At 68.3% G+C, this 16,164-nt stretch carries 13 protein-coding genes; 8 read left to right on the top strand and 5 right to left on the bottom strand.

What is annotated here, in order from left to right; genetic code table 11:
* Positions 1 to 544: response regulator (locus AC1DYI_RS11810; protein WP_477204304.1), on the bottom strand; the 544-nt coding region annotated here is incomplete at its 3' end.
* A gap of 167 nt (positions 545 to 711) precedes the next feature.
* Entirely contained in the window at positions 712 to 2,289 is a 1,578-nt protein-coding gene (locus AC1DYI_RS11815; protein ID WP_477204305.1) for a methyl-accepting chemotaxis protein, read from the bottom strand.
* Positions 2,290 to 2,609: 320 nt separating this feature from the next.
* Here AC1DYI_RS11815 and AC1DYI_RS11820 point away from each other — a divergent pair, with 320 nt between their 5' ends.
* The 6 genes from AC1DYI_RS11820 (at position 2,610) to AC1DYI_RS11845 (ending at position 8,243) form a co-directional block, all read left to right on the top strand.
* The gene (locus AC1DYI_RS11820; protein ID WP_477204306.1) at positions 2,610 to 3,386 is read left to right on the top strand and encodes an ABC transporter substrate-binding protein; all 777 of its coding nucleotides are present in this window, start codon (positions 2,610 to 2,612) and stop codon (positions 3,384 to 3,386) included.
* Positions 3,387 to 3,429: 43 nt separating this feature from the next.
* Positions 3,430 to 4,245 carry an amino acid ABC transporter permease gene (locus tag AC1DYI_RS11825; protein ID WP_477204307.1) on the top strand — a complete coding sequence of 272 codons (816 nt, stop codon included), beginning with the start codon at positions 3,430 to 3,432 and terminating at the stop codon, positions 4,243 to 4,245.
* On the top strand, positions 4,242 to 5,003 hold the full coding sequence (locus AC1DYI_RS11830; RefSeq protein ID WP_477204308.1) for an amino acid ABC transporter ATP-binding protein: 762 nt from the start codon (positions 4,242 to 4,244) through the stop codon (positions 5,001 to 5,003). Before AC1DYI_RS11825 ends, AC1DYI_RS11830 begins: the two co-directional genes overlap by 4 nt.
* A 73-nt stretch (positions 5,004 to 5,076) precedes the next feature.
* The gene (locus AC1DYI_RS11835; RefSeq protein ID WP_477204309.1) at positions 5,077 to 6,123 is read left to right on the top strand and encodes an adenosine deaminase; all 1,047 of its coding nucleotides are present in this window, start codon (positions 5,077 to 5,079) and stop codon (positions 6,121 to 6,123) included.
* Positions 6,124 to 6,260: 137 nt separating this feature from the next.
* A complete protein-coding gene (locus tag AC1DYI_RS11840; RefSeq protein WP_477204310.1) occupies positions 6,261 to 6,758 on the top strand; it encodes a universal stress protein in 498 nt (165 codons plus the stop codon).
* A 33-nt stretch (positions 6,759 to 6,791) separates the two neighbouring features.
* Positions 6,792 to 8,243 carry a flavin-containing monooxygenase gene (locus AC1DYI_RS11845; RefSeq protein ID WP_477204311.1) on the top strand — a complete coding sequence of 484 codons (1,452 nt, stop codon included), beginning with the start codon at positions 6,792 to 6,794 and terminating at the stop codon, positions 8,241 to 8,243.
* Here the strand turns inward: AC1DYI_RS11845 and AC1DYI_RS11850 are convergent.
* Positions 8,228 to 13,534 carry a PAS domain S-box protein gene (locus tag AC1DYI_RS11850; protein ID WP_477204312.1) on the bottom strand — a complete coding sequence of 1,769 codons (5,307 nt, stop codon included), beginning with the start codon at positions 13,532 to 13,534 and terminating at the stop codon, positions 8,228 to 8,230. The two genes, AC1DYI_RS11845 and AC1DYI_RS11850, sit on opposite strands and share 16 nt — an antisense overlap.
* A gap of 280 nt (positions 13,535 to 13,814) precedes the next feature.
* Positions 13,815 to 13,943 (bottom strand): hypothetical protein, encoded by a 129-nt coding sequence (locus tag AC1DYI_RS11855; protein WP_477204313.1) that lies wholly within the window; start codon positions 13,941 to 13,943, stop codon positions 13,815 to 13,817.
* A gap of 119 nt (positions 13,944 to 14,062) precedes the next feature.
* Here AC1DYI_RS11855 and AC1DYI_RS11860 point away from each other — a divergent pair, with 119 nt between their 5' ends.
* Together AC1DYI_RS11860 and AC1DYI_RS11865 are read left to right on the top strand one after the other, a co-directional pair.
* On the top strand, positions 14,063 to 15,103 hold the full coding sequence (locus AC1DYI_RS11860; RefSeq protein ID WP_477204314.1) for a M14 family zinc carboxypeptidase: 1,041 nt from the start codon (positions 14,063 to 14,065) through the stop codon (positions 15,101 to 15,103).
* Positions 15,100 to 15,900: an alpha/beta fold hydrolase gene (locus AC1DYI_RS11865; RefSeq protein ID WP_477204315.1), complete on the top strand. Its 801-nt coding sequence runs from the start codon at positions 15,100 to 15,102 to the stop codon at positions 15,898 to 15,900. Before AC1DYI_RS11860 ends, AC1DYI_RS11865 begins: the two co-directional genes overlap by 4 nt.
* On the opposite strand, the gene AC1DYI_RS11870 is transcribed toward AC1DYI_RS11865, so the two are convergent.
* The coding region (locus tag AC1DYI_RS11870) for a hypothetical protein (protein ID WP_477204316.1) at positions 15,897 to 16,164 on the bottom strand (268 nt) is incomplete at its 5' end. The two genes, AC1DYI_RS11865 and AC1DYI_RS11870, sit on opposite strands and share 4 nt — an antisense overlap.

Here is a 16,164-nt window from a genome sequence, read left to right on the forward strand (position 1 = left end):
GAACAGAGATCAGGTCGTTGCAGGCGTTGACGATCTTCTTCAGGCCGCGCCGGCTGGCCTCGAGCCGGCACAGCTGGTCGAACGAGCGGATCGCGGCGATCACCGCGGTCAGCAGCTTGACGCGCGTCAGCTCGTTCTTGGTCTTGTAGTCGTTGATGTCGTAGTTGCAGATCGTCTCGATCTCGGGCGCGTAGCCCGGCTGGCCGGTGCGCAGGATGATGCGCACCTCGACCAGGCCCAGCTCTTGGCGCACCGTGCGCACCAGCCCTAAGCCGGCGTCGTCGGTCTCCATCACGACATCGAGCAGGATCACCGCCACGTGGGGGTGGTCGGCCAGCAAACCCAGCGCTTCGGCCGCGGTGTAAGCGTGCAGGAAGTCGAGCGGGCGCTCGAGGATGCGGGTGCCGCGCAGCGCCAACTCGGAACTGCGGTGCACATCGGGATCGTCGTCGACGATCAGGATGAGCCAGGCTGGCGCATAGTCCGGCGCATTGGCGGCCGGGTCGTCGCCGAGGAACTCCACCAGTTCGCCGCGTGTCCGCATGCGCGTCCGACCTCCAGCTACTGCCAGTGTCCTGTCCCAAGTGGCAGTTATCTGCGGGACAGGGCGCTAGTTCATGCTAACCGTGCGGGCCGGGAACCAGATTCGGGCTTTCCAGCAGCGCTGGACGGGCGCCAGACCATATGTGATGGCCAGGCGCGCGGCGGGTGTCAGGCGGTTTCGTCGATCTTGAAGGCGCTGACCAGGCCGTTCAGCCGCACCGCTTGCTCGCGCAAGCTCTCGGCTGCGGCGGCCGATTGTTCGACCAGCGCGGCGTTTTGCTGTGTGACCTGGTCCAGCTGGGTGACCGAGGCGTTGATCGTCGCGATGCCGCTGCTTTGCTCGGCCGATGCGGCGGTGATCTCGCCAATGATGTCGGTCACCCGCTTCACGCTGGCGACGATCTCGCTCATGGTCTGGCCAGCGTCGCCGACCAGCCGTGCGCCTTGCTCGACGCGCTCGGTGCTGGAGCCGATCAGGCTCTTGATCTCGGTGGCGGCCTGGGCGCTGCGCTGGGCCAGCGAGCGCACTTCACCCGCCACCACCGCGAAGCCGCGGCCCTGTTCGCCAGCGCGGGCGGCTTCGACCGCCGCGTTCAACGCCAGGATGTTCGTTTGGAAAGCGATGCCGTCGATGACACCAATGATGTCGCCGATGCGCTTGCTGCTGGCGTCGATCGCCTGCATCGTGCTGACGACCTGCGACACCACCTGGCCGCCGCGCGCCGCCACCTGGGCCGAGCTGCTGGCCAGCTGGTTGGCGGTGCTGGCGCTTTCAGCACTCTGGCGCACGGTGTGGGTCAGCTGCTCCATCGAGCTGGAGGTTTGCTGCAGGTTCGAAGCCGCCTGCTCGGTGCGTTGGCTCAGGTCCATGTTGCCGGTCGCCACCTCGGCGCTGGCCACCTGGATGCTTTCGGCGGTCGAGCGGATCTCGCCGACCAGCCGGCGCAGCGTGGCCTGCATGTTCGACAGCGCTTGCAACAGGCGCCCGATCTCGTCGCGTGACTCGACCCGCACCGTCGAGCCCAGGTCGCCCTGGGCGATGCGCTCGGCAATGCGGATCGCGCGGTCGATCGGCAGCTTGACGCCGCGGGTGATGCGCCAGCCAATGACCAGGCCGCTGGCCAGTGCCAGCGCCACTGCGGTGGCCACCACGGCCAGCGCGCGCCGCTGTGCAGCTTGTGCCTCGGCATAAGCCTCGCGGCCGATCTGTTCTTCCAGCGCCAGCAACTCGCCGACCTTGGCGCGCCAGGCGGTTTCCAGCGGGCGCACCTTCTGCATCAGTGTCTCGGTCGCATTGATCACATCGCCGGCGCCGCCCAGCGCAGCAGCGCGCTTCATCATCGGGCGGGCCTGCTCGGCGGCCGCAGCAATCGCTTGCGCCAGCTCACGCTCCGCGCTGCGGGACTCGGCGTCGGCGGCGATGGTGTCGAGCAGCCGCTTGGCCGCCTCGTCGTAACGTTTGTCGGCGGCACCCAAGCCGGCAGTCTCGGCGGCGATTTCCTTCTCGTCGGTCAGCAACGTGACGTTGCGGACGTGGATCGCCTGTTCCTTGATCTCGCCCATCAGCTCGGACGCGGCCGAGGACTTGGCGTTGGTCAACTCCACCAGGTGCTGCATGCGGGCGGACATCTCGCGCATCTGCAGCAGGCTGAAGGCCGCCACCAGCACCAGCAGGCCCAGGATGAGGCCAAAACCCAGGCCCAGACGGCGGCCGATGGACAAGTGGCGCAAGCTGAAGACGGGCATGGATGAACCTTTGAATAGCCCGCGGGGGCCCTCACTGGATTTTCAGCAGTCGGCCCCCGTTTGATGGCCGGAAAACCGAGGAAAACACCGGTCAGTTGAGCTTCCAATCTCTTCACGGCCCGATCACCCAGCGGCCGTTTCCTCGCGGGAAAAGCCTGACAACCCAGGCCCGGTCCTTGCGTTGGGACCTAGGGCCAATCCCGATCCGGGAGGCCCTTTGCGCCCCCTGGTGCGTGCATGCCCCGGTAGTACGATGCAGCGCACCAACCAAGCCCGTGCCCACTGTCTGTTGGGCCATTCCATTTCGAGGAGCTTCCGCTATGTCGCGTGTTTTGACCTGGGTTGCCGGCGCCGCCGCCGTCGTGATGATGTTCGGCGCCACCGCCGCTTCGGCCCGCAGCGTCGACGCCATCAAGAAAGCTGGCACGATCATCGTCGCCACTGAAGGCCAGTACGCCCCGTTCAACTTCTTCGAAGGCTCCAAGCTGAGCGGCTTCGAAGTCGACCTGATGGAAGGCGTGGCCAAGAAGATGGGCCTGAAGATCGAGTGGAAGACGCTCGGCTTCGACGCCCTGTTGACCGGCCTGGGCCAGGACCGCTGGGACCTGGTGATCGCCTCGCACGGCATCACCGAAGAGCGCGCCAAGGCCGTGACCTTTGCCGACCCGCACTACTGCTCGGGCGGTGCGATCGTGACCAAGAACGCCGCACTGCGCACCGCCAAGGACCTGGCCGGCAAGACCATCGCTGTGCAAACCGGCAGCTCGTACCTCGAAGCCGCGCAGAAGATCCCCGGCGTGAAGGAAGTGAAGAACTTCCCGAAGGACCCGGATGCGCAAGCCGCCGTGATGTCTGACCGCGCCGACGTGTGGGTGACCGACAAGTTCGTCGTGATGGACGTGTTGAAGACCCAGAAGAACACCGGCCTGCGTGCCACCGGCATGCTGTTCGTCGAGAAGATCGCCGCCGCAGTTGCCAAGGGCAATGACGGCCTGGCCGGTGCCTACAACAAGGGCCTGGGCGAGTTCATGGCCAAGGGCGGCGGCTACGAAGCCCTGTCGATGAAGTACTTCGGCGAAGACGTTCGCTGCAAGTAAGCGCTTGAACTGAGAGACACCCACACAACGACAACGAGGGACCATGACGATTTCTGCCATTGGGTGGCCTGCGGACTGGACGCGTCAGCGTCGCAGCCAGGCCACCATCGTGACGGCCTCGCTGGCCCTTGTGGTCGCACTGTGGGTGGCTGCCAATTTCATTGCCTTGGCACCGGCGCCGATCGGCCCGAACGCCAAGTTCTTTGCCGAAGGGATGGTGGTCACGGTTGAGCTGACCATCGTCTCCGGCCTGATCGGGGTCGTGCTGGGGCTGCTCGCAGCGCTCGGCAAGACCTCGCGCATCCTGCCGCTGCGCTGGCTCAGCGGCTTCTACATCTGGGTCATCCGCGGCACACCGCTGCTGGTCCAGATCTTCTTCGTCTACTTTGCGTTGCCCGAGATCGCCAAGTCGACAGGCTCCGAATGGCTGAGCCAGGTCTCGCGCATGACCGAGTTCACCGCCGCGGTGCTGGCGCTGTCGCTCAACGTCGGTGCCTACAACGCCGAAGCCTTCCGCGCCGGGCTGGAGGCTGTCCACAAAGGGCAGTTCGAAGCCGCCCGCTCGCTCGGCCTGAGCAAGTGGTACACGCTGCTGGACGTGACCTTCCCGCAGGCCTTCAAGGTGGCGCTGCCGCCGCTGGTCAACAACATCGTGGCGTTGCTGAAAGACTCGTCGCTGGCCTACTCGATCGGTGTCGTCGAGCTGACCAACGTCGGTGCGCGGGTGCAGTCGTCGACCTTCCAGCCCGTTCCGATCCTGATCACCACTGCGATCCTGTACCTCGTGATGACCACGCTGCTGACCCAGATCACCAACGGCATCGAACACCGGTTCGACATCGAGGGGCGCCGGGCATGAGTGATTCAACCGCCAAGGTGAATGGCGCGCCGCTGATCACCGTCGACAAGGTCAACAAGCACTTCGGCCCGGCCCATGTGCTGCGCGACGTCTGCACCCATTTCAACGCTGCCGAGGTGGCCGTCATCATCGGCTCGTCGGGTTCCGGCAAGAGCACCTTGCTGCGCACGCTGAACCGGCTCGAAAAGCACGACAGCGGCTCGATCGTCATCGATGGCATCTCGGTCGACGACAACCCGAAGAACCTGAAGGCACTGCACGCCGAAGTCGGCATGGTGTTCCAGCAGTTCAACCTGTTCCCGCATTTGACGGTGCTGGAAAACGTCTCGCTCGCGCCGCGCCGCGTGCGGGGCCTGAGCACGGCAGAGGCCAACGAGCGGTCGATGGCGCTGCTGGAGCGTGTCGGCATGCAGGCCCACTCGCACAAGCACCCGTTCGCGTTGTCCGGCGGGCAGCAGCAGCGCGTGGCGATTGCCCGCGCACTGGCGATGCAGCCGCGCGTGATGCTGTTCGACGAGCCCACCTCGGCGCTCGACCCCGAGACGGTCAAGGAAGTGCTCGACGTGATGAAGGGCCTGGCCGCCAGCGGCATGACGATGATCGTCGTGACGCACGAGATGGGCTTTGCGAAGGAAGTGGCCGACCGGGTGCTGTACTTCGACAAGGGCTGCATCCTGCAGGACCGCCCGCCGATCGAGTTCTTCGACAACCAGGACAATCCGCGCATCCGCGCCTTCTTGGGGCAGATCGCGAACTGACCGGCTGCCGCACGGCCGCCAGGCCCGTGCGGTCCATCGAGYTCCGGCGGGCGCAATGACCGGAGAAATTGTCATGATCGACTTCGACCGCATTCGTCCTGACCGGCTGCCCTCGCTGCTGCGGGCCATGCCCAAAGCGGAACTGCACATCCACATCGAAGGCTCGCTCGAACCCGAGCTGATCTTCAAGCTGGCCGAGCGCAATGGCGTGAAGCTGAGCTACCCCAGTGTCGAGGCACTGCGCGCGGCCTACGCCTTCACTGACCTGCAGAGCTTTCTCGACATCTATTACGCCGGCGCCAGCGTGCTGCTGAAGGAGGAAGACTTCTTCGACATGGCCTGGGCCTACTTCGAGAAGGCGGCGGCCGACAACGTCGTGCACGCCGAGCTGTTCTTCGACCCGCAGACCCATACCGAGCGCGGCGTGCCGATCGGCACCGTGATCCGCGGCCTGCACCACGCTTGCCAGCGCGCGCATGCCGAGCTGGGCATCAGCGCCTCGTTGATCCTGTGTTTCCTGCGCCACCTGAGCGAAGACGCAGCGCTGGCGACGCTGGAAGAAGCGCTGCCGTATCGCGAACATTTCATTGGCGTCGGGCTCGACAGTTCCGAACGTGGGCACCCGCCGGAGAAATTCGCCCGCGTCTTCGCGCGCTGCCGCGAGCTCGGTCTGCACATCGTCGCCCACGCCGGCGAAGAAGGTCCGCCCGAGTACATCTACAGCGCGCTCGACGTGCTGAAAGTCGAGCGCATCGACCATGGCGTGCGATGCGTCGAAGACCCGGCGCTGGTCAAGCGCCTGGCGGCCGAGCGCATGCCGCTCACCGTCTGCCCGCTGTCCAACGTCAAGCTGTGCGTGTTCAAGACGATGGCCGAGCACAACCTGCCGCAGCTGCTGGCTGACGGGCTGGTTGCCACCGTCAACTCCGACGACCCGGCCTACTTCGGTGGCTACATGAACGACAACTTCGTGCAGACCTTCGCCGCTCTGCCGCAGCTGGGCGCACGTGAAGCGTGGCAGCTGGCGCGCAACAGCTTCGAAGCCAGCTTCGTGCCGGCGTCGACCAAGCAAGCCTGGCAAGCGCAGCTGGACGACGTGTTCGCATCGGCCGCCGCCTGACACCCCGACGGGCCACCGTCCTCATCGAATGCGCCGGGTAACCCGGCGAGCGTTGCGTGCTCTTGCCTAGACCCGGCCCCCGCGTGCAGACTGCAGGGGCGGCGCGTCCGACCCTGTGCGCCGCCGAAAGGCCCGCGATGAAGATTCTTCTGCCCGTTGACGGCTCCGAGTTGTCGTTGGTGGCCTTGCGCCATGCGATCCACCTGGTGAAGCAAGGCCTGCGCGCCGAGCTGGTGCTGGCGAACGTGCAGCCGCCCGCCAGCCTGTACGAGTGGATGCGGGCGCCGGACCCGCGCGCGTTGAGCGAGATCGCCGAGGCCGCCGGCCAGCATGCGCTGCAGACAGCCGAGTCGCTGCTGCGCGAGGCGGGCCTGGACGCGACCGAGGTGCTGGTCACAGGCGACCCGGCGCATGCCCTGTTGGAGCTGATCGAGAGCGAAGGCTGCGACATGGTGGTGATGGGCTCGCATGGCGGCAGCGCCTTGCGCTCGGCGCTGCAGGGGTCGGTCTCGCAGGCGATGGTGCACAACTCGCCGGTGCCGGTGACGCTGGTCAAGCCGCCCGAGGCGACCGAGACCTCGCCGGCCAGCCTGGTGGAAGCCGACGATGTGGCCGACGAATCCGCCGATGCCTGAGCGCCGCCTGACCACCCCGCCAGGCCGCCCGGTGTGACGGCCCGGCACGAGGTTGTCATCCTCGGCGCCGGCATGTCCGGCCTGTGCATGGCGATCCAGCTCAAGCGCGCCGGCATCGACGATTTCGTCATCCTTGAAAAGCAGCCTGGCCTGGGCGGCACCTGGTGGGACAACCGTTACCCCGGCGCCCATGTCGATGTGCCGGCACCGGTCTACTCGTTCTCGTTCGCGCCGAACCCCGACTGGCAGCGCCGCTTCGCCTCGGCGCCCGAGATCCAGGCCTACATGCAGCGGGTGGCCGAGCGCTTCGGCGTGCTGCGCCACATCCGCTTCAACACGCGCATCACCGATGCACGCTTCGACGAAGCCCAGGGCCGCTGGCAGCTGAGCACCGATGCGGACGACCAGTTCGATGCGCGCTTCTTCGTCTGCAGCACCGGGCCGCTGAACCAGCCGCGCTGGCCCGACATCGCCGGCATCGAGCAGTTTGCCGGCCGGCGCCTGCATTCGGCACGCTGGGATCCACAGGCCGACTTGAGCGGCGAGCGCGTCGCGGTGATCGGCACCGGCTCGACCGCCTCGCAGCTGGTGGCGCCGATCGCAAAGCGTGCCCAGCGCCTGCATGTGTTCCAGCGCACGGCCAACTGGGTGATGCCGCGGCTGGATCGGCGCTACACGCGGCTCGACCGCTGGTTGGCGCATCTGCCGCCGTATTCGCGGGCAGTGCGCGCCGCCTGGGTGCTGGCGCTGGAGGCGGGCCGGCGCGGCTTCGACGAAGGCACGCTGGCCCGGCGCGCGATGCTGGCCACTGCGGCTCGGCACCTGAAGCGCCAGGTGCCGGACGAGGCCTTGCGCCTGCGCCTGACACCCAGCTACCCACTGGGCTGCAAGCGCATCATCTACTCGAACGATTTCTACCCGGCCTTGACGCAGCCGCATGTCGAGCTGGTGACCGACGCCATCGTTCAGATCACGCCGAATGCCATCGTCACCGCCGACGGGCGCGAGCGCGAGATCGACACGCTGGTTTGTGCCACTGGCTTCGACACTGTGCACCTGCTTTCTTCGCTGCAGGTGACGGGGCAGGGCGGCCGCACGTTGCGCGACGCGTGGGCCGATGGCCCCGAGGCTTATCGCGGCATTGCGGTGGCCGGGTTTCCGAACCTGTTCCTGATGCTGGGGTCGAACACGGCGACCGGCCACACCTCGACGCTGCTGTTCATCGAGCCCGGCGTCGACCATGCGATCGCCTGCATGCGTGCGGTGCGTGACGGTGGCCACCGCTGGGTGAGCGTGCGCGACGCGGTGTTCCGCGCCCACAACCAGCAGCTGCAGCAGCGGTTGGCCGGCTCGGTCTGGAGCCAATGCCGCAGCTGGTACCGCATGGACGGCAACGGCCGCGTCGTGGCGCTGTTCCCCGGCTTCACGCGCGAGTACGTGCGGGGCCTGCGGCGGGTCGAAGCGGCAGACTACGAGTTCGCCTGAGGCGCGGCCGTGCTGGCTTCACGCGCGCGCACGGCCGCCGTGTCCAGCCAATGCAGCAAGGTGGCGTAGAGCCGGTCGGGGTTGACCGGCTTGGCCACGTGGTCGTTCATGCCGGCCTGCAGGCACAGCTCGCGGTCTTCGCCCAGTGCGTTAGCCGTCATCGCCACGACCGGCAGGCGCACCCAGCGCGGATGGTGGCGGATCGCGCGCGTGGCCTGCAGGCCGTCCATCACCGGCATCTGCATGTCCATCAGCACCAGCGCGTAGTCGCGCTCTTGCAGCATGCGCAGCGCCTGGTCGCCGTCCTCTGCGACATCGACCTCCAGCCCCGCCAGCTCGAGGATCTGGCGTGCCACGTCTTGGTTCACCGGGTTGTCTTCGGCCACCAGGATGCGCGCGCCGCGGTGGCGCGACATCAGGTGTTCGCGCGGGCCGGTCGAGGCCGCCGGCGCCTGTGCCCGCGCCGCCGAAGCCAGGCCCAGCGCCTGCGAGACCGCCGTGCGAAGGCGGCCGGTGGTCGTGGGCTTGGCCAGCACGCCGGCAAAGCCCGCAGCGGCTGCCTCGACCTCGGAGGCCGCCGCGCCGTCGGTGCTCATCAGCAGCGCCGGTGTCGTGCTGCGGGTCTCGCTGCCTGAGCGCCGCAGCGCCGTCAGCAGGGCTGCACCCGCCAGGCTGGGCATGCGGGCATCGAGCAGCCAGAGGTCGAAAGCCCGCCCGGCCGCGCGCTCTTCGCGCTCGGCGCGCAATGCCGCTTCACCGTCAGCGCAGGCCATCACGATCATGCCTTCGCGATTCAGCATGGCCGTGACTGCATCGCGCGCCAGCGCGAGATCGTCCACCAGCAGCACGCGCCGGCCCTGCAGCGCCGGCATCGGTGCCAGCGTGCGCGCCATCGAGCCGGCTTGCAACCGGGCGGTGAATCGGAAGCGGCTGCCTTGGCCCGGTGCGCTGTCGACGCCGATCTCGCCGCCCATCATCTCGATCAACCGGCGCGTGATGGCCAGGCCCAGGCCGGTGCCGCCATAACGGCGGGTGGTCGAGCTGTCGCCCTGCTCGAAGACCTGGAACAGCCGGTCCTGCGCCTGTGGCGTGATGCCGACGCCGGTGTCGGCCACCTCGAACTGCAGCACGGTCGCCTCGGGTGAAGCACTGAGCAAGCGAGCGTTCAGGCAGACCGAGCCTTTGTCGGTGAACTTGATCGCGTTGCTGAGCAGGTTCAGCAGCGCTTGCGAGAGCCGGGTCGCGTCGCCACGCACCTCGGCCGGCAGGTTGTCGAGCGAGATCACCAGCTCCAGCCCCTTGTCGCGCGCCCGTTCGGCCACCAGGTCGCAGCAGCGGCCCAGCAGCTCGTGCAATGCGATCGGCTGCTCTTCGAGCACCAGCTTGCCCGACTCGATCTTCGACAGGTCGAGGATGTCGTTGATCACCTCCAGCAGGTGCTGGGCGGCGCCTGCGAGCTTGCCCAGGCGCTCCTGCGCCTGCGGCGTCGGCAGGTCCTGCTGCAGCAAGTGCGTCAGGCCGATGATCGCGTTCATCGGCGTGCGGATCTCGTGGCTCATGTTCGCCAGGAAGGCGCTCTTGGCCCGGTTCGCGGCATCGGCCCGGTCGCGGGCTTCGGTCAACGCGTCGTTCAGGGCCTGCAGCTGCGCCTCGGTCTGCTTGATCTCGCTGATGTCGGTGATCAGCACGAAGAAGCCCTGCACTTCGCCGCCGCGCCGGTCCGGTGCGAAATGGACCCAGGTGATGGCCGAGCGGCCGTTCGCGCCACGCGCCAGGCGCTCGAAGCGCTGCGGCTCACCGGCCAGCACGGCCTCGACGCGTGGTTGCACTTCGGCGAAGTGGGCCTCGCCCATCATGTCGGGCATTTGCATGCCCAGCAAACGGTCCGACGGAAGGTCCATGAAGTCGGCCAGCGCCTGATTGGCGAAGCGGCAGCGCAGGTCCTTGTCCCAGTAAGCGACGAAGCCCGGGATGTTGTCGGCGATCAGGTGGGTGAACGATTCGGCCTGCGCCAAGGCGCGTGTGCGGGCATCGACCAGCTCTTCCAGGTGCAGGCGGTAGCGCTCCAGCTCGGCGCTCTGGCGCTGGTGCTCGGTGACGTCTTCGCCGACCAGCAGGAAGTGCGTGACGCGGCCATCCGCCTGGCGGATCGGCGCCGCGCGCACCTGCTCGACAAAGGCTTTGCCGCTGTCGCCGCGCTGGTCGCTGAACTCGCCGGTCCAGGCCTCGCCGCGGGCCAGCGCATCGTGCAGTTCAATCAGTCGCTCGGCCGGCCCGCGCCGCGGCTGCAGCTCAGTCAGCTGCCGGCCCATGGCCTGCTCGCGGGCAACGCCGTGGGCGCGGCAGAACGCGTCGTTGACGTACTCGATCTGGCCGTCGGTCGCGGTGATCGCGATGCTGGCCGTGCTCTGCTCGACCGCCATCGACAGCTTGCGCAACGACTGCTCGGTGGTGTGGCGGCTGGTGATGTCGGTGAACGAGATCACCACGCTGGCCACGCCGAGGCCGTCGGGGCTGGCCACTGGCTCGGCATTGGTCTGCAACCACACCCGATCACCACGCCGATTGCTGGCCCCCAGCACCAGGCCCTTGACGCCGCGGCCGGTGCGCAGCACCCGGGCCAGCGGCAGCGCGTGGTCGGGCAGGGGGTGGCCGTCCGCATCGGTCAACCCGAGTTCGCGCCAATGCCAGTCGTCGTTGCGGGCGTCGGCGGCCGACACGCCCAGGATGCGCTCGGCGGCAGGGTTGCACGCCAGCAGGTGCGCGCGCGGGTCGAAGGTCATCACGCCTTCGCTCAGCGCGGTGACCATCGAGCGGTACAGGCGTTCGCTGTCGTTCATCGCCTGCTCGATGCGCTTGCGTTCGCTGATGTCGCTGTGCATCAAGACTGCGCCGCCGGTGCGGCCGCGCAGCGGCGTCACCCGCATCGCGAACCAGTGCGGCGTGCCGCCGACCAGGCAGGCGTATTCGCAGCCGAATTGTTCGCGCTCGCCGCTGATGACGGTGCGAACGCCGGCCGCCGCGGCGAGCGCCTCGGGGCCGGCCGAGCGATGGCTGCCTTCAAGCGCGCCAAGGTAGTTGTCGCCACGGTCCAGCGTGATCGCACCGCCGGCCAGCGGCACCCCGCCGGCCGCCGCGTGCGCGCGCCAGGCTTCGTTGACCGCGACGATCTGGCCCAGCGCGTCCAGCACAGCCAGGTGGTCCTGCACCGAGTCTTCGACGGCCCGCACCAGGTCGGCCGAGTCGATCAGCGCTTGCTCGGTGCGCCGCTGCTGCGTGATGTCGCTGATGATGCCGAGCACGGCCGGCCGGTCGCGAAAGCTCATGCGGTTGGCGCGCAAAGCCACCCACACGGACGTGCCATCCTTGCGCCGCCAGCTCAGTTCGTAGTCGCGCTGCGGCTCAGGGCCGCCGAGGATGCGGGCGTGGAAACGCTCCAGCCACAGCGGCAGGAATTCGGGGTCGATCACCGCGTCGAAGGACAGGCCGATGAACTCGGGCATCGTGTAGCCCAGCATCGCCGGCAAGGCCGGGTTGGCGAACACGAACTGCTGGTCCTGCGCGACAAACACGCCGTCGACCAGTGCATCGAGCAAGGCGCGGTATCGCAGTTCGCTGTCTTGCAAGGCCTGCTGGGCCTGGCGTTGATCGGTCACGTCGCGCGAGATCCCGAACATGCCGATCACCGCGCCGGTGGCGTCGCGCAGCGGCCCCTTGGTGGCCTGGAAGCTGCGGTGGCCGAGCGACGTCGCCAGCGTCTCTTCGAAGGTGAAGATCTCGCCGCGCGCCATCACCTGCGCGTCGTTGGCCATGACGCGGCGCGCGTCCGCGGGCTCGAACAGGTGGTGGTCGTCGTGGGCCAGGGCTTGCTGGGCACCGCGGCCGGTGACACGCTCGGCCGCGCGATTGAACAGCAGGTAGCGGCCTTCCCGGTCCTTGGCGTAGATGGCGTCGGTCGAGCTTTCGGCCACCGCGGTCAGCAAGGCCGTGGCCTGCAGCCGCGCAGCCATCAGGCTGCGCTCCTGCTGCATGGCCTGCAAGGCCTCGCCTTGGCGCTGGAAATAAAAAGCCGTGCCGACCATGAAGGCGGCCAGCAGGCACGCCCCGGCGATCCACCCGGCCTCGCGCCAAGCGCGGGCGTCGACCTCGGCCTGCGACTGGGTCGTCAGCACCAGCCAGTCGGTGCTGGCGATCGGACGCGCCACGCCCAGCACCGGCGTGCCCTGCGCGTCCAGGCCTTCGCCGGCGTGCAACGGTGGCGGTGTGCCGTGGCGCAGCAGCGCAGCGGCCAGGAGATCAGGCTCGTCGATCGGCCGCCGCAGCGGCGAGGACCGCTCGGCGCCGCCCCAGGCCACTGCCTGTCCGCCTTCGCGCCGCCAGAGCATGATCTCGGCGCTGTCGCTGGGCTGCGGCCAGTTGCGCAGCATCGGGTAGAGCTGGTCGCGCGGGTCGATGCGCAGCACCACCAGCAGGTTGGGAGCGCCAACACCGGCGCCCATCAAGGGCACCACGATGTCCAGCCGCTCGCGGGTGGTGGCATCGTCGACCAGGTACAGATCGGTGCGGTCGACCTGGCGTCGCTGCAAGGCGCGCTGCGCGGCCTCGCGCAGCGGCGTGGGCGGGATGCTGGGCCCGAGCGGGTTCTCGCGCGCGACGATGCGGATCTGGGTGTCCAGCAGCAGCACGCGGCGCGCGTTCAGCGTCTGGGCGAAGCGGGCGAGCCGCTGCATCAACTCGTCGCGTGCCGTGTTGTCGTTGCGCCGCTGCCAGTGTTCGCCCAGCTCGCGCATCTCTTCGTTGTCGTACAGGTAGCTGGCCGCATTGAGGTGCCAGCCGAGCCAGTCGTGCACCTGGGCTGCCCGCAGATCGGCCACTGCCGCCAGTTGCTGCGAAGCCCGCTCGCGCGCGTGCTGCAGGTTGTAGGCCACCGCGCCGACGCCCAGGGCCAGCAAACACAACACCGCGCCAGCCCAGAGCCAATACTGCGCGCGGCTGAGGGTCTGGTTCAGGCTGGGGGACTCATGGCTCAGCAGCCTGGCGCGGTTCAGCGCCCGCCGCAGGCCGAGGTACAGGCCGAGCGCGCTGCCGGTGATGAACAGGCCGCGGTTGAGCTGCTCGAAGCGGGTCAGCGAATCGGCGTTGCTGGCGAACTGGTGCAGCAGCCAATCGGAGCCGAGCAGCCACAGCGTGGCCAGCAAGGCATAGATGACGACGACGCGGAGCAACGCTCGCCGCCCCATCGCCGCCGGGATCGGGCGGGCGTCGGGCAAGGCGGCACTGTTGCGGGCCATGGCCTAGACGGGTCGAGACCCCTGTCGGCCAAGCCAAAGTCTCCGGGCGCCCAACCAGGCCGATGCATTGGCGTGGTGGCCCGGCCCAAACGTTGCCGGGCAAGCGCTTCGCGTCATGGCCAGACCTCCCTGCGAACCCTTGTGTTGGCATGCAGTGACCGCTGCATACCGGATCCTTGCCGGCAATCATGGGTGCCGTGCCCCAGCCTGTCCAGCGGCTCGTAGCCAGCGACAGACAGGTCCGGTGGATATTACACGGCAGGGGCTGACGCGTGGGGCCTCAGCGCAAGGCGCGCATGCGCGCCGCACCACGCGATCGCGCCAGTGCCAACAGCTCGAACAAGCCCATCATCAGGGTGGCCGCCAGGGCCAGGCCGGGGTGGGTGATCCAGCGGCGCACAGGGTGCATGGGGCGGGCCGCGGCGGTGCCACGGCGAAGCAGCGAGGGCCACCACCGTAGCGGCGCCAGATGACACATTGATGGCATGCCRGATGGCTATGCTGGCGTGTTCCGATCTGCCTGAAACGATGCCCTTGCCGCCTTCTCCACCCGTGCTGCCTGAACTGCTGGAGCTGCAGGCCCTGGCCGAGCAGGGCGCGCCGTACCTGAGGCAGCGCCTGCTGTGCGAGGTCGAGGTCGACGGCCGGATGCTGCCGGTCCATGCCTACCTGCTCGGCCGCGTCGGGCCCGATGCGCCCGCAGTGGGCTACTTCGGCGGCGTGCATGGGCTCGAGCGCATCGGCGCCGAGGTCGTCATCGCCTACCTGCGCAGCCTGGTGATGCGCCTGCGCTGGGACGACACCCTGCATCGCCAGCTGGAGTCGATGGGCATGCTGTTCGTGCCGCTGGTCAACCCCGGCGGTTGCTGGCGTGGCACCCGTGCCAACCCGAACGGCGTCGACCTGATGCGCAACGCGCCGCAAGACGCGCTCGAGCCCGTGCCCTGGCTGGTGGGCGGCCAGCGCATCAGCGCGGCGCTGCCCTGGTACCGTGGCGCACGCGGCGCGGCGATGGAGCGCGAGAGCGCGGCGCTGTGCGAGGTCGCGGAAGCCGAGTTGGGCGGGCGATCGTTCAGCATCGCACTCGACTGCCATTCCGGCTTCGGCATGAACGATCGCCTGTGGTTTCCGCTGGCCTGCAGCAAGCGCCCGATCGATCATCTGCCCGAGTTGCATGCTTTCAGTGAGACGATGGACCAAGCGTTGCTGCACCACCGCTACACCATGGAACCGCAAAGCCGCCAATACCTGGCCCACGGCGACCTGTGGGACCACTTGTACCTGCGCTCAAGAGCGTCGGACTCGGCGCGCGTGTTCCTGCCGCTGACGCTGGAGATGGGCTCGTGGTTGTGGATCAAGAAGAACCCGCGCCAGATGTTCTCGCGCCACGGCATCTTCAACCCGCTGATCGGCCACCGCCAGCAGCGCGTGCTGCGTCGCCACCTCAGCCTGCTGGACTTCGTTGGCCGAGCTGTCTGCAGCCATGCGCGCTGGCGGCCTGAACAGGCGCAGCGTGCGCAACACCAGGCCCGGGCGCTCGAGCGCTGGTATCGGCGGGCCGGGCGATGAACGACACCGTGACGGGCGAGGGCACGACCTGGGTGCTGCTGCGCGGCCTGACACGCGAGCGGGCGCATTGGGGCCCTTTCATGGAACAGCTGCAGGCCCGCTCGCCCTGCGCCCGCGTGCTGGGGCTGGACCTGCCCGGCAACGGCCAATGGCACCGCCAGCGCAGCCCCACCTGCGTGGCGGCGATGGTCGATGCAGCCCGCGCGCAACTGGCGGTGATGCAGGCCAAGCCGCCTTACCACCTGCTGGCCTTGTCGCTGGGCGCGATGGTGGCGCTGGACTGGGCCACGCGCTACCCGCAAGAGCTGGCCGGCGGCGTGCTGCTGAACACCAGCCTGGCTCGCTTCAGCCCGTTTCACCACCGGCTGCGGCCGGCCAACTATCCAGCGCTGCTGGGCTTGCTGGCCGGACGCGGCGGTGTGGCTGGGCGCGAGGCCACGCTGCTGCGCCTGACGAGCGCGCGGCCAGAGGCGCACCCTGGCGTGGTCGCGCTGTGGATTGCGATCAGCCGCACGCGGCCTGTCAGCCCGGGCAACACCTTGCGCCAGCTGCTGGCCGCATTTCGTTACCGTGCGCCCGCTCAGGCTCCGGTGGTGCCGCTGCTGGTGCTGGTGGGCGCTGGCGACCGCTTTGTCGACCCGCGCTGCTCACACGCATTGGCCCGCGCCTGGCAGCTGCCACTCATCGAACACCCCAGCGCCGGCCACGACCTGCCGTTGGATGACGGGGGGTGGGTGGTGGAGCAGGTGGTGCGGTGGGCGGCCGGCCTGTCAGAGAACGCAGGTCAAGCTCGTTAGGCGCCGGCCATGCTGAAGGCGAGTGCTGCGCCGGTGCGCCTGCCAACGGTGCGGCGGCCGATGGAAGCCTTTTCACGTGAGACCCGAGAAGAGCTTCCGGGGGCCACTGCATCGCGCCACGATTCGAGCTTGCTGGCGACCACCGTCTGCCAGTCGAGTTCATGGACCGTGAAGTTCAGTTCGAGCAAGGCTTGCATCGGCGTCAGCGGATCACCTTCATCGGTCATCAGGCGGACGTTGGAAACGATACCCATCGGGTTGGCC

Source organism: Ideonella sp. P3_A4, from assembly GCF_056403075.1.